The sequence below is a fragment of the Streptomyces sp. JJ38 genome, from assembly GCF_019303475.1.
Lineage (GTDB): Bacteria > Actinomycetota > Actinomycetes > Streptomycetales > Streptomycetaceae > Streptomyces.
In genome coordinates, this window is record NZ_JABLSI010000040.1 from 25,775 (window position 1) to 48,019 (window position 22,245).

Below are 22,245 nucleotides of genomic sequence, written 5' to 3' on the forward strand. Positions count from 1 at the left end.
GCCGCGTGCGAAGGGGAACCGGTTGGCGTGCGCGGTCAGTTGTGACCGAGCCGCCGGTTCTTGCGCTTTGCCGACGTCTCGGGCTCCTCCGCCTCCATGGGGCGGTCGGTGCCCGGGTTCTGCACGTCCCCGCCCGGTGCCGGACGGTTACGTTGCTTGTTGCGATCTCGGTTCTTGTTCTTGGCCATGGGTGAACCTCCTCTGGATCCGTGGACGCGTGGTCCGTGGAACTCGGCCGGAATCAGATTCGCATGGGCGGATACTCTTCGCATTTCGGGCAATACCCCTCGTGTGCACGGCCGTCCGCAAGCGGGTCTGCGCGCGTCACCGGCCGATTCGCCACGCCGAAGATCGAGTTCCGGCTGATAACCCCGGGTACGGTCGGGCAGACTCGAAGGGAACCGGCCGCTGCGGCTGCCGTTGCCGTCGACGAGAGTGGGTGAACCGTGGACCGCTGCGTCGTCTTGGTGGACGCCGGATATCTGCTGGGGGCGGCGGCGAGTCTGCTGGCGGGGGAGCCCACCCGGTCCCGCATCAGCGTCGACCACTCCGTGCTCATCCAGGGCCTGCGCGAGCGTGCCGAGCAGGACACGGGCCGTGCCCTCCTGCGCATCTACTGGTTCGACGGCGCGCCCGACCGCGTCCCGCAGCCCGAGCACCGCAGGCTCCGCGTCATGCCCCGGGTCACCGTCCGGCTGGGCGCCCTGACCCGCAGCGACGGCCGCTGGGCCCAGAAAGGCGTGGACGCCGCCATGCACGCCGAGCTGACCGAGCTGGCCCGCAACCGGGCGTGCTCGGACATCGTGCTGGTCACCGGGGACGGCGATCTGCTGCCGGGGCTGATGTCGGCCAAGGAGCACGGAGTCGCCGTCCACCTGTGGGCCGTCCAGGCCGCCGACGGCGACTACAACCAGTCCGAGGACCTGGTGGCCGAGGCGGACGAGCGCCGCGTGCTGGACCGCACCTGGATCACCCGGGCCGTCCGGGCCAAGGAGCCCACCGGCGTCTGCGCACCGCAGACGCCCACCCGACCGGACATCGCGGCCATCCTCTCCGCCCCGCTGCCCGAGCGGCCCGAAACCCCGTCCAAGGAGTCCCCCGGCTCCCGGAACGGCGTCCCGAGCGAGAACGGGCGCGGCGCGCAGTCCGCGGCCGGGGGCACCGCGGACACCCCCGCCGCGCGGGGCGTGCCCACCCCGAAGGACCTGGCGAGCCTCGGCCGTCCCACGGTCACCCCGAACAACGCGCCCGCGGGCGCGACCCTGCGCTGGTCGTCCGACAAGGGCTGGGTGGACCGCGGCGGCGCGCCGGCCGAGCCTCCCGAAGTGGCCGCGCTGCCGACGCTGGCCCAGCTCACCACCGCCGAGCAGCGCTGGGCCGACCGCGAAGAGGACATCACCACCGTCAGCGGCGACCCCTTCGAGGTCGGCCAGGTCTTCGCCCGCCGCTGGACGGCCCGCCTCGGCGCCTCCGTGCACCTGGGCCACCTCTCCAGCCAGTACCCGCGCATCCCGCACCGCATCGACGGTGAGCTGCTGCGCTACGCCGCCCGCTTCGGCCTCCTCGCACACAAGGACGACCAGATCGACGAGCACGACCGCTACGCCATCCGGGCGGGCTTCTGGCGCGAGGTGGGCGGACACACCGGGGAAGAACGCGTTCCCGCCGACGGCTGAGCCGCCGTCCGGCCGCCGCCCGGCCGCCGTCCGGGCACGGTCGGCCCGGTGAACCCGGGTGGGTGACCAAGCGGCCGCCGCGGGCGCGTACCCTCGTAGCTCGTGGAGACGGGCGCACGACAGGACGACACCCTCGCCGGGACGGTGTGTGCCGTACGGGACCTGGTGAAGACGTACCCGGCGCAGCGGCCCCGGCGCAAGGCCCCCGCCGCGCCCGCCGTGCGCGCCTGCGACGGCGTCAGCCTCACCGTGCGGCGCGGCGAGCTCTTCGGCATCCTCGGCCCCAACGGCGCCGGGAAGTCCACCCTGGTGCGCCAGCTCACCGGGCTGCTGCGGCCCGACTCCGGGCACATCGACGTTCTCGGCCACGATCTCGTCCGGCACCCCGGCCGGGCCTCCCGGCTGCTGGCCTACCTGGGGCAGGAGTCCGCGGCGCTGGACGAGCTGACCGTCGCGCTCGCCGCCGAGACGACCGCCCGGCTGCGCGGACTGCCCACCGCCGAGGCCCGGCGTGCCACCGGGGACGTCCTGGAGGAGCTGGGGCTGACCCCGCTGGCCGGCCGTCCCCTCAAGAAGCTCTCCGGCGGCCAGCGCCGGCTGGCCTGCGTGGCCGCGGCCCTCGTCGGTGAGCGGCCCCTCCTCGTCCTGGACGAGCCGACCACCGGCATGGACCCGGTGGCCCGCAGGTCGGTGTGGGCGGCGGTCGACCGGCGGCGGTCGGAGCGGGGCGTCACCGTCGTCCTGGTCACCCACAACGTCATCGAGGCCGAGTCCGTGCTCGACCGGGTGGCCGTGCTCGACCGCGGCCGCGTCATCGCCTGCGACACGCCCGGTGGGCTCAAGGCCCTCGTCGGCGAGGACGTACGCCTCGACCTCGTCTGGCGGGACGAGCCGCCCCTGCATCTGCCCGAGGTCGCCGCCCTCGGTGCCACGGCACAGCGCTCCGGGCGACGCTGGACGCTGCGGCTGCCCCCGGACGCCGCGCGGGCCGCCGTCGCCACCGTCACCGGTGGCCCCGCCTTCGCGGCACTCGACGACTTCTCCCTGGCCACGCCGAGCCTGGAGGACGTGTACTTGGCCCTTGGCGGCCGAACGGAAGGTCTGGTGAAGGCGTGAGCGCCGCATCCGTCGAACACGTCGCCCCCGCGGCGGCCGCCACCGGCCGGCCGGCCGAGCGGGCGGACCGTGCGCCCCTGGCCCCCCGGGTGGGGCTGTGGCCCGCCCTGGGCGCCGTCTACCGTGCCCAGCTCTCCCGCGCCAGGGTCGCGCGCATCCCGCTGCTCTTCGTGGCCACCTTCCAGTCCATCGGGATCATGGTGCTGCTGCGCGGTGTCGTGGAGCCGGGCCCGGGACCGGAGGCGCGGGCGGTGGTCGCCGGGTCGAGCGTGCTCGTCGTCGCCTTCGTGGCGTTGAACCTCCTCGCCCAGTACTTCGGCTCCCTGCGGGCCTCCGGCGGCCTCGACCACTACGCGACGCTGCCCGTGCCCCCGGCCGCCGTGGTGCTCGGCGCCGCGGGCGCCTACGCCTCCTTCACCGTGCCGGGCGTCCTCGTCACGGCCGTGACCGGCAGCGTGCTCTACGAGTTGCCGCTGACCGGGCTGTGGGTGCTGGCCGGGGTCATCCCCCTGGCCGGAGCGGCGCTGGCGGGCCTCGGGGCGGCCCTCGGGCTCCTCGCACCGCGGCCCGAACTGGCCACACTCTGCGGACAGCTGGGCATGTCGGCGGCCCTGCTCCTGGGCGTGCTGCCGGCCACCGCGCTGCCCGTCCCGGTGCGCTGGGCCCGCGAACTGCTCCCGTCCACCTACGGCGTCGAGGCGCTCGCCGCCACCTTCGGGCCCTCCCCCGACTGGCCGCGCGTCGCGGTGGACCTCGGCGTCTGCGCCGCGGTCGGCGCCCTCGCGCTCACCGCCGCCACCTGGGCCTACCGCCGGGCGGCCGTCCGATGACCCCACCGGCCCGCCGCCCCGTTCCCGGGCGCGGACGCGGACCTGGCACGATGGCGGTGTGACCGCACCGACACCCGCCTCCCCCCAGCCAGGACGCCCCTCCCAGCCCGAGCAGGGCGCCGGGCAGCCGCCCCACGACCCGTGGGGCGGCCGTCCTCAAGGGCCCGAGGGAGTGCACCGGGCCCCGTCCCGGCCCGTCGGGCCGGCGATGGGGCGCCGCGACCTGTGGGACGGGCTGGCGACGACGGCGGCGCTGACGGCGGGCGGTCTGCTGCTGGGCCTGCTGTGGTGGTGGCTCGCACCCAACGTCGGCTACATCTCCGACGGCCGGAACGCCTTCCTGCGCAACAGCGAGAGCGAGGAGTCCTTCGGGGTCCAGGGCACCTTCGTCCTGCTCGCCATCGGCGTCGGCGTGCTGTGTGGAGCGCTGGCCTTCGCCCTCCGCCGGCGTGGCGGCGTCGGCATCGTGCTGGGGCTGGCCTCCGGCGCGACGCTCGGCTCCTGGGTGGCCGCGTGGTTCGGCGGGCTGCTGGGCCCCGACGGCGACCTGGACGCGCGGGCCGTCGAGGCCGGGCGGGGCGGAGTCTTCGACGGCCCGCTGGAGCTGAGCAGCTGGACGCTGCTGCTGCTCTGGCCGCTGGCCGCCCTCACCACGCAGCTGCTGCTGCTCGCGGCCCTGGGGCCGCGGGAGCCGCAGCCGCTGCCCGTCCCGCAGGGCTGGGGCCAGCCGCCGTCCCGGCCCACACCGCCGGAGCCCGGTGCTCCGCAACCGGATGCGGCCCAGCCCGCCGTGCCCAGGCCCGATGTGGCCCGGCCCGTCGCGCCGCCGCCCGGCGCGACGTCGCCACCGCCGGGGTCGCGCCCGTCGGGGCGCGACCGGGGCTGACGCGGGCACGACCCACAGCCCACCCGGAGCGCGGCGGGCCGCCGCGCCGGCCGGTTCTCGGAGTCAGCCGCCGATGGCGGCGGTGCGGGCGCCGGTCAGGGCGATCAGATCAGCCGGCGCGAGCTCGACCTCCAGCCCCCGGCGACCCGCCGACACGCACACCGTGGCGTGCTCTCGTGCCGAGGTGTCCACCACCGTGGGCAGCGCCCGGCGCTGGCCGAGCGGGGAGATGCCGCCCCGCACGTACCCGCTCGACCGTTCGGCGGCCGCCGGATCGGCCATCGTGGCGCGCTTGCCGCCGACCGCCGCCGCCAGCGCCTTCAGATCCAGCGAACCCGACACCGGGACGACGGCGACCGTCAGCGCCCCGTCCACCTCGGCGACCAGCGTCTTGAAGACCCGTGCCGCCTCGACTCCGAGCGCCGCGGCCGCCTCCTCGCCGAAGGACGCGGCGGCCGGGTCGTGCTCGTAGGTGTGGACGGTGAACGCCACGCCCGCGGCCGTCAGCGCCACCGTCGCCGGGGTGCCGCCGGAGCCCTTCGAGCCGCCGGACGACCGCTTCCTGGCCTTCCCCACAGCGCCCTCCCCCTCAGTTCGGGCTGGTCGGCCGGTGTGTGAGGTCCACGGCGGGCAGCGAGGGCAGCTCGCCGAGGACCGCCGTCTCCCGGCGCAGCAGCCGCAGCTCCTCGGCCAGCCGCGAGGCCGTGTCCGGTGCCTGGAGCAGCCGCTGTTTGGTGACGGTGTCCAGGACCGTCGCGGCGGCCACCAGATACGAGACGACCGAGGGCTCCTCGGGTAGCTCCTGCCCGGTGGTGAGGGTGAGCTGCTGCGCCCCGGCCAGCCGCTTGCGGTACTCGCCGAAGGCCCGCAGGACTCCGGCGGCCAGCGCGCCCGCGCCCTCTCCGCTGTCCTCCTCCAGCTCCTCCACCTCGCCGACGAGGTAGGGGCCCGAGGCATCGACGGACAGCAGCCGGAACCGCGAGGTGCCGGTCGCCAGCACCTCGTAGCCGTCGGTCTCCTCGCGTTCCCGGATCGTGGAGGCGTCCGCGACACAGCCCACGCTGTGGAAGGAGGCGGACGGGTCGGGGCCGAAGCCCGCGGCGGGCCCGGGGTCCGGGGTGTCGTCGCCCGGGAGCCCGACGGCCGTGGGCGCCACCTCGAATCCGTCCCGGATCGCCACGACGCCGAAGGGACGCGGCTCGTCCTCCGGGATCTCCTGCAGATCCCGCATCAGGGCGCGGTAGCGCGGTTCGAAGACGTTCAGCGGCAGCACCAGCCCAGGAAACAGCACGGTGTTGAGCGGGAACAGCGGCAGTGCGATCGTCACAGTCGGCCACCTTACGGCGCCGCCGTGCTCCGTCGCTCCGTGCCCCGGCGCTCGGCCCCGTCGCCCCCCTCACTGGCGGCGCAGCAGGCGCGTCGCCCCGGCCGCGGCCGTCGTGGCGAGGATCCAGCCGGCCAGGACGAGGCCCACGGCGACCCACTGGGCCAGCCCCGCCGGCTTCCAGGACCGGTCGTGACCGAGGTCGATGACGGGCAGCAGCAGGTCGAGCGCGAAGACGGCGGCGTTCCAGTGCGGGGCCTTGTCCTGCTCCAGCGGGGCCGGGGGGCGGCCGGCGAAGAACAGCGCCCCCGCCAGCCAGAGCACGGCCATCCACAGGGCGGCCAGGCCGGGCCGGTAGCCGTAGGCGACCGTCCAGTCCTGCAGGTAGCCCCACAGCTTTCCGGCCGGGGAGAGCGTCTCCCGCCGGCGCCGTTGCTTGGCCAGCAGCACGAGCCGGGCCTCGGCGTCCTCCCCGTCGTTGCGCAGGACGGCGGCGAGGTGCTCGTAGGGGCCCGGGCTGTACTCGGGGGTCGCCGTCGCCAGCCAGGCCAGCCGCTGGGAGAGCGGGAAGGGGCCGACGGGTATGAGCTGGTCGTAGGAGAAGCCGGCCATCCACAGCCCGTCCCGCACGGGCCAGCTCTCCATGCGGTCCACGAGGTTCCCCACCGTCGCCCCGGAGAGCACGACCCGGCCGCCCGACGGCCGCTCCGGGGTGAAGCACAGCTCGGGGGTCTGCACCCGGCGCAGCGAGATCTCCTGGCCGCGCCGGAGGGTGAACAGCGCCTGGTCCAGCACGAGGGAGTCGCCGAAGCGGCCGTCGTCCAGCTTCAGCCCGCCCGTGCACCGGAACCGCCGCACCCCCGGCGCCCCGCCCGCCGACGCGTCCCTGGGCGCTCCCGGGCTCGTCCCCGCCTCCGGGAGCGGGCGGTGGTCGAGCCGGTACCCGACGCCCGCGGGCGGGGTGAGGCCCTGGGTGTAGTGGACGGTGCCCGGCCCCGATGTCGCACAGTGCATGAACCGGGCGACGTGCATCTCGGGCGCGTGCAGCGCGTACCGGCCACCGTGGCTGCGCAGCACGCTCCCGTACAGATACAGCGACCCCCCGATCTGCGCGCCGCGCAGGCTCAGCTCGCCCTCGCACCGCAGCAGGCTCGCCTGGAGGTCCTGCCCGACGTTCAGCCCGTCGGCCGCGACGGCCCGGCTCCGGTGCCCGCTGCCGACCGTCGCCTCGTTCAGCAGCAGGTCGGTGCCGATCGAGGCATCCGTCAGCCGTATCCCCTCGGGCACGGTGCAGCGTGCGAGGTGGAGATCCCCGTCGGTTGCGGCGCGGGCGGCCTCCAGCCGCGGCAGCAGGCAGTCCAGCAGCCGGACGGTGCCCATCCGGCATTCGGTGAGCAGCACCGCCTCGTCGAACCGGCACTGCGTCAGCTCCACGTACGGCTGCACCCGCCCGCCGGAGAGGTCGAGCCGGCCGGTGATCCGCGCGCCCGTGAGGTGGAGGGACGCGACGCGGCCCAGCAGGGGCGGCGGCCCGTGCAGCAGGAGCAGGGCGATGATACGGGCGCGCACCGTGCGCTGCGGCCCCCACGAGCCCTCCGCCCGTGGATCGTCCAGCACCGGATCGCCCGTGCGCAGGTCGTGCGGGCTGCCGTTGCGGAACGCCTGCCACAGGCCCCACTCCGCGGTCGTCAGCCGCAGCTCGGCAGGTGGCTCGCCGTCGGTCAGCGGCTCGCTCACACCCGTCCCCCCTCGTCCCCTCGGGGCCCGGCCGCACCCGGCGCCGCGCCCGTACCAGTGTGTGACGGAACCAACGCTAACGGTCAGCACCGACAACGGACACCCGTATCACGCACTGATACGACGCGAGGCCACCCCGAGCCGTCTGCGAAACTGGACGCGTGCTGCGAACCATTTCCCTGACCCGCATCGATCTGCGCGGAACCGCCGACACCGACGGCGCCCACGGGATCGATCGTGATCTGCTGCCCCGCGCCGAGCTCGACGTCGAAGCCGCCCTGGAGAAGGTACGGCCCATCTGCGAGGACGTGCAGCATCGCGGCACCGCCGCCCTCGTCGAGTACGCCCAGCGGTTCGACGGCGTCACCCTGGAGCGCGTCCGGGTCCCCGCCGAGGCCCTCGATCGGGCGCTGGAGGAGCTGGACCCGGCGGTGCGCGCCGCCCTGGAGGAGTCCGTCCGCCGCGCCCGGACCGTCCACCGCGCCCAGCGGCGCACCGACCACACCGTGAACGTCGTCCCCGGCGGCACCGTCACCGAGCGCTGGGTGCCCGTCGAGCGCGTGGGCCTCTACGTGCCCGGCGGCCGGGCCGTCTACCCCTCCTCGGTCGTGATGAACGTCGTGCCCGCGCAGGAGGCCGGAGTGGCCTCCCTCGCGGTGTCCTCCCCGCCGCAGGCCGAGTTCGGCGGCCTGCCGCACCCCACGATCCTGGCCGCCTGCGCCCTGCTCGGCGTCGACGAGGTCTACGCCGCGGGCGGCGCGCAGGCCATCGCGATGTTCGCCTACGGCACCGAGGAGTGCCGCCCCGCCCAGCTCGTCACCGGCCCCGGCAACATCTGGGTCGCGGCGGCCAAGCGGCTGCTCAAGGGACGCATCGGCATCGACGCCGAGGCCGGGCCCACCGAGATCGCCATCCTCGCCGACGCCACCGCCGACCCCGCGCACGTCGCCGCCGATCTGATCAGCCAGGCCGAGCACGACACGCTGGCCGCCGCCGTCCTCGTCACCGACTCCGAGGAGCTGGCGAAGGCCGTCGACGCCGAGCTGGCCACCCAGGTCGCCGCGACCAAGCACGCCGAACGCATCACCGAGGCGCTCAGCGGCCGGCAGTCCGGCGTCGTCCTCGTCGACGACGTCGAGCACGGGCTGAGGGTCGTGGACGCCTACGCGGCCGAGCACCTGGAGATCCAGACGGCCGACGCCACCGCCGTCGCCGCCCGGGTGCGCAACGCGGGCGCCGTCTTCGTCGGCCCCTACGCCCCCGTCTCCCTGGGCGACTACTGCGCCGGGTCCAACCACGTCCTGCCCACCGGCGGCTGCGCCTGCCACTCCTCCGGCCTGTCCGTGCAGAGCTTCCTGCGCGGCATCCACGTCGTCGACTACTCCCGCGACGCCCTCGCCGAGGTCACCCACCACGTGGTCAACCTCGCCGAGGCGGAGGACCTCCCCGCCCACGGCGCGGCACTCAAGGCCCGGTTCGACTGGAAGGTGCCCGTCGCGTGACCGCCCTGGAAGACCTGCCGATCAGGGACGAGCTGCGCGGCAAGTCCCCCTACGGGGCGCCCCAGCTCGACGTCCCCGTCCGGCTCAACACCAACGAGAACCCCTACCCGCTGCCCGAGGCCCTGGTGGCCCGGATCGCCGAGCGGGTGAGCGAGGCCGCCCGCGGCCTCAACCGCTACCCCGACCGGGACGCCGTCGAGCTGCGCGCCCGCCTCGCCGCCTACCTCACCCGCACCTGCGGACACCCCGTCGAGGCCGACGGCGTGTGGGCGGCCAACGGCTCCAACGAGATCCTCCAGCAGCTCCTCCAGGCCTTCGGCGGGCCCGGGCGCACCGCCCTCGGCTTCGACCCGTCGTACTCGATGCACGCGCTCCTCGCCCGCGGCACGGGCACCGACTGGGTCTCCGCCCCGCGCCGCGCCGACTTCACCATCGACGTCGAGGCCGCCCGGGAGGCGATCGCCCGGCACCGCCCGCACGTCGTCTTCGTCTGCTCGCCCAACAATCCGACCGGCACGGCCGTCGACGCCGACACCGTGCTGGCCCTGTACGAGGCCGCCCAGCGCGCGGCACCCGGCAAGGGCGCCCTCGTGGTCGTGGACGAGGCGTACGGCGAGTTCAGCCACCACCCGTCCCTGCTGCCGCTGTTGGAGGGCCGACCGGGCCTGGTGCTCTCCCGTACGATGTCGAAGGCGTTCGGCGCCGCCGGGCTGCGGCTCGGCTATCTGGCCGCCGCCCCGGCCGTCGTCGACGCCGTGCAGCTCGTGCGGCTGCCCTACCACCTCTCGGCCGTCACCCAGGCCACCGCGCTCGCCGCGCTGGAGTACACCGACACGCTCCTCGGCTACGTCGAGCAGCTCAAGGCCGAGCGCGACCGGCTGGTCACGGAGCTGCGGGCGGCCGGCTGCGAGGTCACCGCGTCGGACGCGAACTTCGTGCAGTTCGGCCGGTTCGAAGGTGAGGGCGGCGCGCACGCCGTCTGGCAGGCGCTGCTGGAGCAGGGGGTCCTGGTGCGCGACAACGGCGTGCCCGGCTGGCTGCGCGTCACGGCCGGCACCCCCGAGGAGAACGACGCGTTCCTGGACGCAGTACGCGCAGTGATGAAGGAGAGCAACCGATGAGCCGCGTGGGCCGGGTGGAACGCACCACCAAGGAGACATCCGTCGTCGTCGAGATCAACCTCGACGGCACGGGCAGGGTCGATGTGGCCACGGGCGTCGGCTTCTTCGACCACATGCTCGACCAGCTGGGCCGGCACGGCCTGTTCGACCTCACCGTCAAGACCGACGGCGACCTGCACATCGACAGCCACCACACCATCGAGGACACCTCGCTGGCCCTGGGCGCCGCCTTCCGCCAGGCGCTGGGCGACAAGCGTGGCATCGTGCGCTTCGCGAACGCCTCGGTGCCGCTGGACGAGTCCCTCGCCCAGGTGACCGTGGACCTCTCCGGGCGCCCCTACCTGGTGCACACCGAGCCGGAGAACATGGCCCCGATGATCGGGCCCGACTACGACACGACGATGACCCGGCACATCCTGGAGTCCTTCGTCGCCCAGGCGCAGGTCGCCCTCCACGTCCACGTGCCCTACGGGCGCAACGCGCACCACATCGTGGAGTGCCAGTTCAAGGCCCTGGCGCGGGCCCTGCGCTACGCCAGCGAGATCGACCCCCGGCAGACGGGCATCCCCTCCACCAAGGGCGCGCTGTGACAGGATTGTCGGCTGTTCTGATCTTCGTCGGCCTGTTTCTGCTGGGCGGGGCGATCTCGTTCTGGCGGCAGGGCCTGCCCCGGGGCGTCGTCGTCCTGCTCGGCATCGGCTCCGCCCTCGCGCTGCTGGCCGGCGTCCTGCGTCTGGAGGTGTGGCAGTGACCGCCAAGAAGGTCGTCGTCTTCGACTACGGCTTCGGCAACGTGCGCTCCGCCGAGCGCGCGCTGGCCCGCGTCGGCGCCGACGTGGAGATCACCCGTGACTTCGACGCGGCCATGAACGCCGACGGGCTGCTCGTCCCCGGGGTCGGCGCGTTCGCGGCCTGTATCGAGGGGCTCAGGGCGGCCCGGGGCGACTGGGTCATCGGCCGCCGGCTGGCCGGGGGCCGCCCGGTCATGGGCATCTGCGTCGGCATGCAGATCCTCTTCGCCCGCGGCGTCGAGCACGGCGTGGAGGCCGAGGGCCTGGACGAGTGGCCCGGCACCGTCGGCCCGCTCAAGGCCGACGTCGTCCCGCACATGGGCTGGAACACCGTCACCGCGCCCGCCGACTCCGCGCTGTTCGCGGGGCTGGACACCGACGCCCGCTTCTACTTCGTGCACTCCTACGCCGCCCACACCTGGGAGCTGGAGACACACAACCCCGCGCTCAAGGCGGCCAAGGTGACCTGGTCCACGCACGGCGAGCGCTTCGTCGCGGCCGTGGAGAACGGGCCGCTGTGGGCCACCCAGTTCCACCCCGAGAAGTCCGGCGACGCCGGCGCGCAGCTCCTCACCAACTGGATCGAGACCCTGTGATGACCACCCAGCAGCTCGAACTGCTTCCCGCCGTCGACGTCCGCGACGGCCAGGCCGTCCGCCTCGTGCACGGCGAGTCCGGCTCCGAGACCTCCTACGGCGACCCGTTGCAGGCGGCCCTCGCCTGGCAGGCGGCCGGAGCCGAGTGGCTGCACCTGGTCGACCTGGACGCCGCCTTCGGTACCGGGGACAACCGGGAGCAGATCGCCGAGGTCGTCCGCCGGATGGAGCTCAAGGTCGAGCTGTCCGGCGGCATCCGCGACGACGCCTCCCTCGCCGCCGCGCTGGCCACCGGCTGCACCCGCGTCAACCTGGGCACGGCCGCGCTGGAGTCGCCCGAGTGGGTGGCCAAGGCCATCGCCGAGCACGGCGACCGGATCGCCGTCGGCCTCGACGTGCGGGGCACCACGCTGCGCGGACGCGGCTGGACGCGTGACGGCGGCGACCTGTACGAGACGCTGGAGCGGCTCAACTCCGAGGGCTGCGCCCGCTACGTCGTCACCGACATCAACAAGGACGGCACGCTGCAGGGCCCCAACCTGGAGCTGCTGGGCAACGTCTGCGCCGCCACCGACCGCCCCGTGGTGGCCTCCGGGGGCGTTTCCTCCCTGGACGACCTGCGGGCCATCGCCTCGCTGGTGCCGCAGGGCGTGGAGGGCGCCATCGTGGGCAAGGCTCTCTACGCGAAGGCGTTCACCCTGGAAGAGGCTCTGGAGGCGGTGTCGGGATGACCATCGAGCGCGTGCCTGGCCGCAGTTTCTGGGAGGAGACGATCGGTTCCGCACGCGCGGTCGCCGCGGGTGACCTGGTCGTGGCGGCCACCATGCCGTTCACGGACGGCATGGTGCTGGCCGAGGGCGATCCGTACGAGCAGGCACGGGCCGCCTTCACCCTCGCGCTGGACGCGCTGGCCGAGTTCGGCACGGGCGTCGGGTCCGTCATCCGCACCCGCATGTATCTGGCCCACGCACGTGACGTGGACGAGGTGGGCCGGGCCCACCAGGAGATCTTCGGCGCGGTGCGGCCCGTCGCCACGCTCGTCGTGGTGTCGGGCTTCGCCGACTCCCGGATCCTGGTGGAGGTCGAAGTGGAAGCACAGCGAGAAGTATCGGGAGAACGTTCGTGACCCTGGCCGTACGAGTCATCCCCTGCCTGGACGTGGACGCGGGCCGGGTCGTCAAGGGCGTCAACTTCCAGAACCTGCGCGACGCCGGCGACCCGGTGGAGATGGCGAAGGTCTACGACGCCGAGGGCGCCGACGAGCTGACTTTCCTCGACATCACCGCCTCCTCCGGGAACCGGGAGACGACCTACGACGTCGTGCGGCGGACCGCCGAGCAGGTCTTCATCCCGCTCACGGTCGGCGGCGGCGTGCGCACGGCCGAGGACGTGGACCGGCTGCTGCGCGCGGGCGCCGACAAGGTCGGCGTCAACACCGCGGCGATCGCCCGCCCGGAGCTCATCCGGGAAATCGCCGAGCGGTTCGGCCGTCAGGTGCTCGTCCTGTCGGTGGACGCCCGCCGCACGCCGTCCGGCTCCTTCGAGGTGACGACGCACGGCGGGCGCAAGGGCACCGGCATCGACGCCGTGGAGTGGGCGCACCGTGCCGCCGAGCTGGGGGCCGGGGAGATCCTGCTGAACTCCATGGACGCCGACGGCACGAAGGACGGCTACGACACGGAGATGATCGCTGCGGTGCGCCGGCACGTCTCGGTGCCGGTCATCGCCTCCGGCGGCGCGGGCCGGGTGGCCGACTTCCCGGCCGCGGTCACCGCGGGCGCGGACGCGGTGCTGGCCGCCTCCGTCTTCCACTTCGGCGATCTGCGCATCGCGCAGGTCAAGGAGGCGCTGCGCGGCGCGGGCCAGCCCGTCCGCTGAGCCCGGGGCCCGGGCGGCCTGGTGCTCGGTGGCCGCCCGGCCCGGCTCCGGTCCCGTGCGTCCGGGCGGTTCAGATGCCGAGGTCGGCGGTGCGGGCCTGCTCCACCGCCGCGTCCTCACCGTCCAGCTCGACCTTCGCGACGCTCTGCCGGCCGTAGGTGAACAGCAACAGCTCGCCCGGTTCGCCGGTGACCGTGACGACCGGGGCGCCCTTGCGGGCCACGACGGTCCGGCCGTCGGGGCGGCGCAGGACGAGGCCCACCGGGCACCTGCGTCCCAGCAGCCGGGCGGCCGTCTCCAGCCGCCGCCACAGCACGTCCGCGAAGACGGGGTCCATGATGCGCGGGCTCCACTCCGGCTGCGCCCGGCGCACGTCCTCGGTGTGGATGTAGAACTCGACGGTGTTCGCCGCCTCGTCGACCTGCTTGAGGGAGAAGGGCGAGTGCCGGGGCGGGCCGCTGCGCAGCAGCCGGATCAGCTCCTCGTAGGGCTTCGCCACGTACTCGCCCTGCACCCGTTCCAGCCGGGCGGCGAGCGGCTTGATCAGAACGCCGCCCGCCGCGTCCGGACGGTGCTCGCGGACGACGAGGTGGGCGGCGAGGTCGCGGGCCCGCCACGCCCCGCACAGGGTCGGGGCGTCCGGACCCGCGGCCTCCAACAGGTCGGCGAGGAGCAGACGTTCACGCTTGGCATGAGTCGACATGCGCCCAGCGTAGGCTCTGTGGACCTACGGCCGCCGGCGTCAGGGCAGGGTGCCCGTGAGCTCCGGGCCGTCCTGGACGTTGCTCAGGGTGAGCGCGCACGAGACCTGGTCCTCGCCCTGGATCTCGTACGTCGACACCAGCGGGTAGAGGGCGAACGGGTAGTACGTCTTCCCGTCGGCGGGCATCTTGTTCACCCGGCCCTGGGCGTCGGTCTCGCACAGGGAGATCGACTTGTCCCCGATGGCGCTGTCGTCCGCGAAGTCACCGGTGAGGGTGATGTTCGTGATGACCTCGGCGTCGTGCGGCCCCGAGCAGGGCTTCTTCTCGATGTCGTCGACATCGCTGCTCAGGGACGGGTGGTCGAAGCAGGTGCCCGGCTTGAGGATGACGTAGTCCAGGACCTCGGGCTCCGCCGGGTCCGTCGTCGGCGTCTCGAACTCGTGCGGGTCCTCGGACGGCTCCTCGGAGGGGTCGTCCGAGGAGCCGTCGGGGCCCGGGCTCTCGTCGGCGGTCGGCGTCGCGCTGCTGTTGGCCTGGTTCGGCTCGTCGTCGTCCCCGCCGGAGGTGGCGATCAGGATGCCGCCCACGGCGAGGGCGGCCACCAGGACGGCGGCGATGACGATCGCGGCGACTTTCGGCCCGTTGCCCCCGCTCGGCGGCGGCGGTGGCGGATAGCCGCCCGGGCCACCGGGCGGGCCGCCGGGTATGCCCGGGCCGCCGCCGTAGGGCGGCTGGCCGGGCGGGCCACCGGGCGCGCCCGGATAGCCGTAGCCTCCGGGCTGGCCGGGCTGCTGGGGATAGCCGTAGCCGCCAGCGGGCGGACCGGGCTGTTCTGCGGGACCGAAACCCTGCGGCGGACCGAAGCCGCCGCCGGCGCCGGACCCGGACTGGTTGTTCGGCGGCGGAGGATAACTCATGTCCGAAAGCATGCCCCATGGCGCCGACATGGCATGTCCCGGCCCCGTCACAGCTCTGGAACAGGGGACGTTGTCGAACACCCCATCCGGATAAGCGTGTTATGTCGGCTTTCTCGTTTCGGCCGTGACGACGGCAGAATGGCCCCATGCCCGCATCAGCGCTCGATCCCGCCATCGCCGCCCGCCTCAAGCGGAACGCCGACGGCCTGCTGCCCGCCATCGCCCAGCAGTACGACACCGGTGAAGTCCTCATGCTCGGCTGGATGGACGACGAGGCCCTGCGCCGCACGCTCACGACCGGCCGGTGCACCTACTGGAGCCGCAGTCGCCGCGAGTACTGGGTGAAGGGCGACACCTCGGGGCACGTCCAGCACGTCAGGTCCGTCGCGCTCGACTGCGACGGCGACACCGTGCTCGTCCAGGTCGACCAGGTGGGCGCCGCCTGCCACACCGGCGACCGGACCTGCTTCGACGCCGGCCGGCTGCCGCTCGCCGGCGCCGGGATCGACGCCGCGGCCGACCAGCGGGCCGGAACGCCGGAACAGGAGCGCTGAGCCACCCCATGACCGCAGCCCCCGACCTCGAGACCTTCCGCACCCTGGCCAAGGACCGCCGGGTCATCCCGGTGACCCGCCGCCTCCTGGCCGACGCCGACACCCCGATCGCCCTGTACCGCAAGCTCGCCGCCGAACGCCCCGGCACCTTCCTGTTGGAGTCCGCGGAGAACGGCCACACCTGGTCGCGCTACTCGTTCGTCGGGGTCCGCAGTGCCGCGGCCCTCACCGTGCGCGACGGCGAGGCGCACTGGATCGGCACCCCGCCCGTCGGCGTCCCCACCGGAGGCGATCCGCTCGCCGCGCTGCGCGCCACGGTGGAGACGCTGCACACCCCGCGCGACCCCGAGCTGCCGCCGTTCACCGGCGGCATGGTCGGCTACCTCGGCTACGACGTCGTCCGCCGCCTGGAGCGTATCGGCGACAGCGCCGAGGACGACATGGGGCTGCCGGAACTGACCATGCTGCTCGCCTCCGACCTCGCGGTCCTCGACCACCGCGACGGCACCGTGCTCCTCATCGCCAACGCCATCAACCACAACGACCTGGACACCGGCGTCGACGAGGCGTACGCCGACGCCGTCGCCCGGCTGGACGCCATGTCGGCCGACCTCGACCGCCCGGCCCCGGGCTCCGGGGCGGCCGTCCTCCCCGAGCCAGCCGTGCCCGGGTACGCCGGGCTGTGGGGCGGGGAGAACTATCAGGCGGCCGTGGTGGACATCAAGGAGCGCATCCGCGCCGGGGAGGCCTTCCAGGTGGTGCCCTCCCAGCGCTTCGAGACGCCGTCCGACGCCAGCGCGCTGGACGTCTACCGGGTACTGCGCGCGACCAACCCCAGCCCGTACATGTACCTGTTCCGCTTCGGCGACCCCTCGGGCGGGGGCGGCGCCTCCGACGGCGAGGCGGCGTTCGACGTCGTCGGCTCCAGCCCCGAGGCCCTGGTCAAGGTGGAGGACGGGCGGGCGATGGTGCACCCCATCGCCGGCACCCGGCCGCGGGGCGAGACGCCGCAGCGCGACAACGCCCTCGCCGAGGAACTCCTCGCCGACCCCAAGGAGCGGGCCGAGCACCTCATGCTCGTCGACCTGGGCCGCAACGACCTCGGCCGCGTGTGCGCGCCGGGCAGCGTCGAGGTCGTCGAGTTCATGACGATCGAGCGCTACAGCCACGTCATGCACATCGTCTCGACCGTAACCGGCCGGATCGCCGAGGACCGGACGGCCTTCGACGCGCTGCTGGCCTGCTTCCCCGCCGGGACGCTCTCCGGCGCCCCCAAACCGCGGGCCCTGCAGATCATCGAGGAGCTGGAGCCCGTCCGGCGCGGCCTGTACGGCGGCTGTGTGGGCTATCTGGACTTCGCCGGGGACGCCGACACGGCCATCGCCATCCGCACGGCCCTCCTGAGGGACGGCACCGCCTACGTCCAGGCGGGCGCGGGGGTCGTGGCCGACTCCGACCCCGTCGCGGAGGACACGGAGTGCCGGAACAAGGCCTCGGCAGTGCTCCGGGCGGTCCACGCGGCCGGACGGCTCGGGGGTAGCGTGGCGGGGTGACCAGTTCCCGCTCAGACTCCTCCTCGCCCGACGCCGCGCCCAAGCCGGTGGCCGAGCCCGACCCGGAGCCGGTCGGGCCGGCCGCGCACGCGCGCCGCGCCCTCGGCGCCGCCCTCTTCCTCGGCGCGCTGGGCGCCGCGCTCGCCCTGGTGTCGGCCGGGCAGACCTGGGCGCGCGCGTTCGCGACGGGCGGCCTGACGCGGATGCCGGTGGAGGCGAGCGGCAGCGATGTCACCGGGCTGCCCAGCGCCCTGGCGTTGGTCGGGCTGGCCGGGCTCGTCGCGGTTTTCGCCGTCCGGGGCAGGCCCCGGACGCTGGTGGCCGCGGTGCTCGCCCTGTGCGGTGCGGGCGCCGCCACCGCGGCCCTCGCGGCCTCCGCCGGCGACGACGCCCTGCGCGAGACGGCCGTCTCCGCGGCCGGGGTCACGAGCGTCTCGCTCGAGCAGGTGAGCCGCACCGGGTGGCCGTACGGCGCGGCGGCCGGGGGCGTGCTGCTGCTCCTGGCCGGTCTGCTGGCACTGCGGTACGGACGCCACTGGCCGGCGATGGGGAGCCGGTACGAGCGCGGTGCGGCCCCGCGGCGCGCCCGTCGCGCGTCGGCCGATGCCGTGGAGCGGCCCGAGGACCTGTGGCAGGCCCTCGACCGGGGCGAGGATCCGACCGGTTCCTCCGAGCCGCGGGAGGCCCCGCCCGCCGGTGGGGCAGCCGGGGGCGAGCGCCCGCAGGCGTCCTGACAGAATGATCCGGTGAGCCCCGGCGCCCCCGCGGCGGTCGGCTCGCCCGATTCGCAGATCGACGAGGAGCACATCATGGCGGACAGCAGCCACGGACACACCCCCGCAGCCTGGACCGGCGTCAGCATCGCCTTCATCGGCTTCTGCATCGCCGGTGTGTTCATGGTCATGGCCGAGCCGGTGGGTTTCTGGGCCGGGCTGGTCGTGGTCGCGCTGGGCGGCGTCGTGGGCGGCGTGATGAGCTCGATGGGAATGGGCATGCCCAAGGAGGACCCGGAGCTCGTCGCGCGCCGCGAGAAGGCCGCCAGCCTCCAGAGCTGAGCCCCGGTCGGCCGTCGAAGACCCCCGCTCGGGGGTCTCCCGGCTGCGGCGCGGCGGCCGGGAGAGGAAGCTGGAGCGGTGGCACGCACCGTTCCGCCGCGCCCGGCCCCGGCAGGCCGCCCGGCGCCGCTCGCCGCTCTCGCCGTCACCGTGGCCGGTACGGCCTGGCTCGGCGTCGTCGACCCGGCCGAGTCCGGTCTCTTCCCGCCCTGCCCGGTGCCGCGCCTGACGGGGCTGCTCTGTCCCGGCTGCGGCGGGCTCCGTGCCGTCCACGGCCTGGCGGGTGGCGAGTTCGGCGTGGCGCTCGGCGCGAACGCGCTCGTCGTCCTGGGGGCGGCCGCGCTGGCCGTGCTGTGGCTGGCGTGGTGGCTGCGGCCGGAGCGTCCGCCGCGGGTGCGGGCCTGGCACGCCGGTGTGGTTCTCGCCGTGGCCTGCGGCTTCACCGTGGTCCGCAACCTCCCCTTCGGGGCCGCTCTCGCGCCGTAGCGCCTGTCGGCAGGCCCGCCCGAACGCGGCGCGACTGGGTGATTTGTCCGGAATATGAGATCACGGTCAACCGGATGCGAGTCCTCCGTGGCTGGCCGGATACCATCACAGGGATTGACCGCGACGTTCCGTAACTCAGCAGAAAGGGGCCGCTCGCGTGAGTGTGCTCGCCGAGATCATCGACGGAGTCCGCGCGGACCTCGCCGAGCGCCAGCAGCGCGTCAGCCTCGACGACCTCAAGGAGCGCGTCGCGAAGGCGCCGCCGGCCCAGGACGGCGTGGCCGCCCTGAAGGGCGAGGACATCAAGGTCATCTGCGAGGTCAAACGCTCCAGCCCCTCCAAGGGTGCGCTCGCGGCCATCGCCGACCCGGCCGGGCTTGCGGCCGACTACGAGACGGGCGGCGCCGCGGTCATCTCCGTGCTCACCGAGCAGCGCCGCTTCGGCGGTTCACTCGCCGACCTGGAGGCCGTGCGGGGGCGCGTCGGCATCCCCGTCCTGCGCAAGGACTTCATCGTCACCGCGTACCAGCTGTGGGAGGCCCGCGCCTACGGCGCCGACCTCGCACTGCTCATCGTCGCGGCCCTCGAACAGGACGCCCTGGTCTCGCTGATCGAGCGGGCCGAGTCCATCGGCCTCACCCCGCTCGTCGAGGTGCACGACGAGGAGGAGGTCGCCCGGGCCCTCGACGCGGGCGCCCGGATCATCGGCGTCAACGCGCGCAACCTGAAGACCCTGGAGGTCGACCGCGGCAACTTCGCCCGCGTCGCCCCCGAGATCCCGGACACCGTCGTCAAGATCGCCGAGTCCGGCGTCCGCGGCCCGCACGATCTCATCGCCTACGCCAACGACGGCGCGGACGCCGTGCTCGTCGGCGAGTCGCTGGTCACCGGCAAGGACCCGAAGGCCGCGGTGGCCGACCTCGTCGCCGCCGGGGCCCACCCCGCCCTGCGCCACGGACGCTGAACAGGGAAGCCGAGCACGAGCCCGCCATGAACGCCACCCACGCCCGACTCGCCCGCGGCTGCCGGCCGCGCGGCTGCCGCGCCCCGGCGCGGCGCGTGCACGGGCGGCGGGTGCGGTACCACATCGGAGCCGAGCCGGGGCAGATCAACGGGCGGCGATGGCGCCCGGGCAGGCCGCGGCCCCGTCGCTGACGCCGGGGGGCGGCCACACCGCGCCTTCCCGGGCGACGCGGCGCCGCCGCCCGCCCCGTTCTTCGTGTCTCTTCGTGTCACCTTCGTGGAGTGCCCCGATGTCCGTCGAATCCGTTGATTCCTTCCTTCCCGATCCCGAAGGCCGCGTGCCCAGCGCATCCGGCTACTTCGGTGCGTTCGGTGGCAAGTTCATCCCGGAGGCCCTCGTCGCCGCCGTGGACGAGGTCGCCGCCGAGTACGCCAAGGCCAAGGCCGACCCCGCCTTCACCGCCGAACTGAACGACCTGCTCGTCAACTACACCGGCCGGCCCAGCGCCCTCACCGAGGTCCCGCGCTTCGCCGAGCACGCGGGCGGTGCCCGGGTGTTCCTCAAGCGCGAGGACCTCAACCACACCGGCTCGCACAAGATCAACAACGTGCTCGGGCAGGCCCTGCTCACCCGTCGCATGGGCAAGACCCGGGTCATCGCCGAGACCGGCGCCGGCCAGCACGGCGTCGCCACCGCCACCGCCTGCGCGCTCTTCGGCCTGGAGTGCACCATCTACATGGGCGAGGTCGACACCCGGCGCCAGGCGCTCAACGTCGCCCGGATGCGGATGCTGGGCGCCGAGGTCGTCCCGGTGACCTCCGGCAGCCGCACCCTCAAGGACGCCATCAACGAGGCGTTCCGCGACTGGGTCGCCAACGTCGACCACACGCACTACCTCTTCGGGACCGTCGCCGGACCGCACCCCTTCCCCGCGCTCGTCCGCGACTTCCACCGGGTCATCGGCGTCGAGGCACGCCGCCAGATCCAGGAGCGCGCCGGGCGGCTGCCGGACGCCGTGGCCGCCTGCGTCGGCGGCGGCTCCAACGCCATCGGCCTCTTCCACGCCTTCATCGGCGACGAACACGTCCGCCTGGTGGGTCTGGAGGCCGCCGGGCACGGTGTGGACTCCGGGGAGCACGCCGCCACGCTCACCGCGGGCGAGCCGGGCATCCTGCACGGCTCCCGCTCCTACGTCCTCCAGGACGACGAGGGCCAGATCACCGAGCCCTACTCCATCTCCGCGGGTCTGGACTACCCGGGCATCGGCCCCGAGCACTCCTACCTGAAGGACACGGGCCGCGCCGAGTACCGTCCCGTCACCGACGACGAGGCGATGCAGGCGCTGCGGCTGCTCTCCCAGACCGAGGGCATCATCCCGGCCATCGAGAGCGCGCACGCGCTGGCCGGGGCCCTGGACCTGGGCCGGGAGCTCGGCCCCGAGGGGCTGGTCCTGGTCAACCTCTCCGGCCGCGGGGACAAGGACATGGACACCGCCGCCCGCTACTTCGGGTACTACGACGAGCCCGACGACCAGGGCGGTGGGCCGTCCGCCGCCCCGTCCGCCGCGCAGCCGAAGGAGGCCGAGTGATGGCCGGTACCGCACACGTCCACGGCACCCCGACCCCGGCCGCCCACCACGACGCGGCCGACCTGCCGCCCGTCCCCGGCGACGCGCGCGGCAACCTGGAGCTCCTCACCTCCGTCCTGGCCGCGGCCCGGGCCGAGAACCGCGCCGCCCTGGTGGGTTACCTGCCCGCGGGCTTCCCGACCGTCGACGGCGGCATCGCCGCCTGTACCGCACTGCTGGAGAGCGGCTGCGACGTCGTCGAGGTCGGACTCCCGCACAGCGACCCGGTGCTGGACGGCCCGGTCATCCAGACCGCCGACGACATCGCGCTGCGCGGCGGCGTCCGCATCGCCGACGTCCTGCGCACGGTGCGTGAGGCCCACGCCGCCACCGGCAAGCCGGTGTTGTGCATGACGTACTGGAACCCGGTGGACCGCTACGGCCCCGAGCGGTTCGCCGCCGAGCTGGCCGCCGCGGGCGGGGCGGGCTGCATCCTGCCCGACCTGCCGGTGGAGGAGTCCGACGGCTGGCGGAAGTCGGCGGCCCATCACGGGCTCGCCACCGTCTTCGTCGTGGCGCCCAGCAGCCGCGACGAGCGGCTGGCCACCATCACCGCGGCCGGCAGCGGCTTCGTGTACGCGGCCTCGCTGATGGGCGTCACCGGGACGCGCGAGTCCGTGGGCCGGGAGGCCGCAAACCTGGTCGCCCGCACGAGGGCGACGACCGAGCTGCCGGTGTGTGTCGGCCTCGGCGTCTCCACCCCGGAACAGGCCGCCGAGGTCGCCGGATTCGCCGACGGGGTCATCGTCGGCTCGGCGTTCGTCAAGGAGCTGCTCGCCCACCCGGACGACCTGGAGGCCGGGCTCGCCGGCGTCCGCCGCCTGGCCGGTGAGCTCGCGGCCGGCGTCCGCCGCGGCTGAGGCCGTCACGCGGCCTGCGCTTGCCGGCCCCGCGCCTTCGCGCAGGGCCGGCAAGCGCCGCCCCCGGCG

Annotated in this window: 27 protein-coding genes; 21 read left to right on the forward strand and 6 right to left on the reverse strand. The window is 74.3% G+C overall.

The genetic code is table 11. From position 1 onward, the window contains the following. Nucleotides 1-35: 35 nt before the first annotated feature. Nucleotides 36-188, reverse strand: a complete 153-nt coding sequence (locus HPT28_RS20305) for a hypothetical protein (protein WP_219092596.1) — start codon at nucleotides 186-188, stop codon at nucleotides 36-38. Between the two features lie 258 nt (nucleotides 189-446). Between HPT28_RS20305 and HPT28_RS20310 the strand changes: the two genes are divergently transcribed. The 4 genes from HPT28_RS20310 (at nucleotide 447) to HPT28_RS20325 (ending at nucleotide 4,508) form a co-directional block, all read left to right on the forward strand. Then, nucleotides 447-1,676 (forward strand): NYN domain-containing protein, encoded by a 1,230-nt coding sequence (locus HPT28_RS20310; RefSeq protein ID WP_219092597.1) that lies wholly within the window; start codon nucleotides 447-449, stop codon nucleotides 1,674-1,676. A gap of 102 nt (nucleotides 1,677-1,778) precedes the next feature. Then, nucleotides 1,779-2,792: an ABC transporter ATP-binding protein gene (locus HPT28_RS27490; protein WP_219092598.1), complete on the forward strand. Its 1,014-nt coding sequence runs from the start codon at nucleotides 1,779-1,781 to the stop codon at nucleotides 2,790-2,792. Continuing rightward, nucleotides 2,789-3,622: an ABC transporter permease gene (locus tag HPT28_RS20320; protein WP_219092599.1), complete on the forward strand. Its 834-nt coding sequence runs from the start codon at nucleotides 2,789-2,791 to the stop codon at nucleotides 3,620-3,622. Before HPT28_RS27490 ends, HPT28_RS20320 begins: the two co-directional genes overlap by 4 nt. 58 nt (nucleotides 3,623-3,680) lie before the next feature. Further along, entirely contained in the window at nucleotides 3,681-4,508 is an 828-nt protein-coding gene (locus HPT28_RS20325; protein WP_219092600.1) for a TMEM198/TM7SF3 family protein, read from the forward strand. Nucleotides 4,509-4,571: 63 nt separating this feature from the next. Here HPT28_RS20325 and ybaK read toward each other — a convergent pair whose 3' ends face one another. From ybaK to HPT28_RS20340, 3 genes are all read right to left on the reverse strand, one after another. Then, nucleotides 4,572-5,084, reverse strand: a complete 513-nt coding sequence (gene ybaK, locus HPT28_RS20330; RefSeq protein WP_219092601.1) for a Cys-tRNA(Pro) deacylase — start codon at nucleotides 5,082-5,084, stop codon at nucleotides 4,572-4,574. Between the two features lie 13 nt (nucleotides 5,085-5,097). Continuing rightward, a complete protein-coding gene (locus tag HPT28_RS20335; protein WP_219092602.1) occupies nucleotides 5,098-5,835 on the reverse strand; it encodes an LON peptidase substrate-binding domain-containing protein in 738 nt (245 codons plus the stop codon). 69 nt (nucleotides 5,836-5,904) lie between these two features. After that, complete coding sequence (locus HPT28_RS20340) at nucleotides 5,905-7,569, reverse strand: oxidoreductase (RefSeq protein ID WP_219092603.1); 1,665 nt, start codon at nucleotides 7,567-7,569, stop codon at nucleotides 5,905-5,907. A 164-nt stretch (nucleotides 7,570-7,733) separates the two neighbouring features. Between HPT28_RS20340 and hisD the strand changes: the two genes are divergently transcribed. Genes hisD through hisF form a run of 8 tightly spaced genes read left to right on the forward strand, consistent with a single transcriptional unit; the run spans nucleotide 7,734 to nucleotide 13,456 of the window. Next, nucleotides 7,734-9,071 carry a histidinol dehydrogenase gene (gene hisD, locus HPT28_RS20345; protein ID WP_257579005.1) on the forward strand — a complete coding sequence of 446 codons (1,338 nt, stop codon included), beginning with the start codon at nucleotides 7,734-7,736 and terminating at the stop codon, nucleotides 9,069-9,071. Beyond that, entirely contained in the window at nucleotides 9,068-10,192 is a 1,125-nt protein-coding gene (locus HPT28_RS20350; RefSeq protein WP_219092604.1) for a histidinol-phosphate transaminase, read from the forward strand. Before hisD ends, HPT28_RS20350 begins: the two co-directional genes overlap by 4 nt. Continuing rightward, entirely contained in the window at nucleotides 10,189-10,782 is a 594-nt protein-coding gene (hisB, locus tag HPT28_RS20355; protein ID WP_219092605.1) for an imidazoleglycerol-phosphate dehydratase HisB, read from the forward strand. The genes HPT28_RS20350 and hisB overlap by 4 nt, the downstream gene beginning before the upstream one ends. Further along, nucleotides 10,779-10,943 (forward strand): hypothetical protein, encoded by a 165-nt coding sequence (locus HPT28_RS20360; protein WP_219092606.1) that lies wholly within the window; start codon nucleotides 10,779-10,781, stop codon nucleotides 10,941-10,943. Before hisB ends, HPT28_RS20360 begins: the two co-directional genes overlap by 4 nt. After that, nucleotides 10,934-11,578, forward strand: coding sequence for an imidazole glycerol phosphate synthase subunit HisH (gene hisH, locus HPT28_RS20365; RefSeq protein WP_219092607.1), 645 nt, complete (start codon nucleotides 10,934-10,936; stop codon nucleotides 11,576-11,578). The genes HPT28_RS20360 and hisH overlap by 10 nt, the downstream gene beginning before the upstream one ends. Beyond that, nucleotides 11,578-12,309, forward strand: a complete 732-nt coding sequence (gene priA / locus HPT28_RS20370; RefSeq protein WP_219092608.1) for a bifunctional 1-(5-phosphoribosyl)-5-((5-phosphoribosylamino)methylideneamino)imidazole-4-carboxamide isomerase/phosphoribosylanthranilate isomerase PriA — start codon at nucleotides 11,578-11,580, stop codon at nucleotides 12,307-12,309. The genes hisH and priA overlap by 1 nt, the downstream gene beginning before the upstream one ends. Beyond that, on the forward strand, nucleotides 12,306-12,704 hold the full coding sequence (locus tag HPT28_RS20375; RefSeq protein WP_219092609.1) for a Rid family hydrolase: 399 nt from the start codon (nucleotides 12,306-12,308) through the stop codon (nucleotides 12,702-12,704). The genes priA and HPT28_RS20375 overlap by 4 nt, the downstream gene beginning before the upstream one ends. Next, entirely contained in the window at nucleotides 12,701-13,456 is a 756-nt protein-coding gene (gene hisF, locus HPT28_RS20380; protein WP_219092610.1) for an imidazole glycerol phosphate synthase subunit HisF, read from the forward strand. The genes HPT28_RS20375 and hisF overlap by 4 nt, the downstream gene beginning before the upstream one ends. A gap of 70 nt (nucleotides 13,457-13,526) precedes the next feature. On the opposite strand, the gene HPT28_RS20385 is transcribed toward hisF, so the two are convergent. Both HPT28_RS20385 and HPT28_RS20390 read right to left on the reverse strand, forming a co-directional pair. Beyond that, nucleotides 13,527-14,159: a TIGR03085 family metal-binding protein gene (locus HPT28_RS20385; protein WP_219092611.1), complete on the reverse strand. Its 633-nt coding sequence runs from the start codon at nucleotides 14,157-14,159 to the stop codon at nucleotides 13,527-13,529. Between the two features lie 39 nt (nucleotides 14,160-14,198). Continuing rightward, nucleotides 14,199-15,077, reverse strand: coding sequence for a hypothetical protein (locus HPT28_RS20390; RefSeq protein WP_219092612.1), 879 nt, complete (start codon nucleotides 15,075-15,077; stop codon nucleotides 14,199-14,201). A 146-nt stretch (nucleotides 15,078-15,223) separates the two neighbouring features. On the opposite strand from HPT28_RS20390, the gene hisI reads away from it, so the two are divergent. The 9 genes from hisI to trpA all read left to right on the forward strand — a co-directional run bounded on the left by hisI (nucleotide 15,224) and on the right by trpA (nucleotide 22,176). After that, entirely contained in the window at nucleotides 15,224-15,631 is a 408-nt protein-coding gene (hisI, locus tag HPT28_RS20395) for a phosphoribosyl-AMP cyclohydrolase (protein WP_219092613.1), read from the forward strand. A gap of 8 nt (nucleotides 15,632-15,639) precedes the next feature. Next, nucleotides 15,640-17,184 (forward strand): anthranilate synthase component I, encoded by a 1,545-nt coding sequence (locus HPT28_RS20400; RefSeq protein WP_219092614.1) that lies wholly within the window; start codon nucleotides 15,640-15,642, stop codon nucleotides 17,182-17,184. Next, on the forward strand, nucleotides 17,181-17,918 hold the full coding sequence (locus HPT28_RS20405; RefSeq protein WP_374226989.1) for a TIGR02234 family membrane protein: 738 nt from the start codon (nucleotides 17,181-17,183) through the stop codon (nucleotides 17,916-17,918). The genes HPT28_RS20400 and HPT28_RS20405 overlap by 4 nt, the downstream gene beginning before the upstream one ends. A 75-nt stretch (nucleotides 17,919-17,993) precedes the next feature. After that, entirely contained in the window at nucleotides 17,994-18,239 is a 246-nt protein-coding gene (locus HPT28_RS20410; RefSeq protein ID WP_219092622.1) for an HGxxPAAW family protein, read from the forward strand. Between the two features lie 78 nt (nucleotides 18,240-18,317). After that, the gene (locus HPT28_RS27650; protein WP_219092615.1) at nucleotides 18,318-18,725 is read left to right on the forward strand and encodes a DUF2752 domain-containing protein; all 408 of its coding nucleotides are present in this window, start codon (nucleotides 18,318-18,320) and stop codon (nucleotides 18,723-18,725) included. A 157-nt stretch (nucleotides 18,726-18,882) separates the two neighbouring features. Further along, complete coding sequence (trpC, locus tag HPT28_RS20420) at nucleotides 18,883-19,689, forward strand: indole-3-glycerol phosphate synthase TrpC (protein WP_219092616.1); 807 nt, start codon at nucleotides 18,883-18,885, stop codon at nucleotides 19,687-19,689. A gap of 26 nt (nucleotides 19,690-19,715) precedes the next feature. Beyond that, nucleotides 19,716-19,880 (forward strand): tryptophan biosynthesis modulator TrpM, encoded by a 165-nt coding sequence (trpM, locus tag HPT28_RS27765; protein WP_374226990.1) that lies wholly within the window; start codon nucleotides 19,716-19,718, stop codon nucleotides 19,878-19,880. 98 nt (nucleotides 19,881-19,978) lie between these two features. Then, a complete protein-coding gene (gene trpB, locus HPT28_RS20425) occupies nucleotides 19,979-21,277 on the forward strand; it encodes a tryptophan synthase subunit beta (protein ID WP_219092617.1) in 1,299 nt (432 codons plus the stop codon). Next, nucleotides 21,277-22,176 carry a tryptophan synthase subunit alpha gene (trpA, locus tag HPT28_RS20430; RefSeq protein ID WP_219092618.1) on the forward strand — a complete coding sequence of 300 codons (900 nt, stop codon included), beginning with the start codon at nucleotides 21,277-21,279 and terminating at the stop codon, nucleotides 22,174-22,176. Before trpB ends, trpA begins: the two co-directional genes overlap by 1 nt. Nucleotides 22,177-22,245 lie beyond the last annotated feature (69 nt).

What these genes read in the sequence shown, in the direction of transcription:
- HPT28_RS20305 (WP_219092596.1), bottom strand. Translation starts at nt 188, where the DNA reads ATGGCCAAGAACAAGAACCGAGATCGCAACAAGCAACGTAACCGTCCG.
- hisB (WP_219092605.1), top strand. Translation starts at nt 10,189, where the DNA reads ATGAGCCGCGTGGGCCGGGTGGAACGCACCACCAAGGAGACATCCGTC.
- priA (WP_219092608.1), top strand. Translation starts at nt 11,578, where the DNA reads ATGACCACCCAGCAGCTCGAACTGCTTCCCGCCGTCGACGTCCGCGAC.
- HPT28_RS20375 (WP_219092609.1), top strand. Translation starts at nt 12,306, where the DNA reads ATGACCATCGAGCGCGTGCCTGGCCGCAGTTTCTGGGAGGAGACGATC.
- HPT28_RS20385 (WP_219092611.1), bottom strand. Translation starts at nt 14,159, where the DNA reads ATGTCGACTCATGCCAAGCGTGAACGTCTGCTCCTCGCCGACCTGTTG.
- HPT28_RS20390 (WP_219092612.1), bottom strand. Translation starts at nt 15,077, where the DNA reads ATGAGTTATCCTCCGCCGCCGAACAACCAGTCCGGGTCCGGCGCCGGC.
- hisI (WP_219092613.1), top strand. Translation starts at nt 15,224, where the DNA reads ATGCCCGCATCAGCGCTCGATCCCGCCATCGCCGCCCGCCTCAAGCGG.
- HPT28_RS20400 (WP_219092614.1), top strand. Translation starts at nt 15,640, where the DNA reads ATGACCGCAGCCCCCGACCTCGAGACCTTCCGCACCCTGGCCAAGGAC.
- HPT28_RS20410 (WP_219092622.1), top strand. Translation starts at nt 17,994, where the DNA reads ATGGCGGACAGCAGCCACGGACACACCCCCGCAGCCTGGACCGGCGTC.
- trpM (WP_374226990.1), top strand. Translation starts at nt 19,716, where the DNA reads ATGAACGCCACCCACGCCCGACTCGCCCGCGGCTGCCGGCCGCGCGGC.
- trpB (WP_219092617.1), top strand. Translation starts at nt 19,979, where the DNA reads ATGTCCGTCGAATCCGTTGATTCCTTCCTTCCCGATCCCGAAGGCCGC.
- trpA (WP_219092618.1), top strand. Translation starts at nt 21,277, where the DNA reads ATGGCCGGTACCGCACACGTCCACGGCACCCCGACCCCGGCCGCCCAC.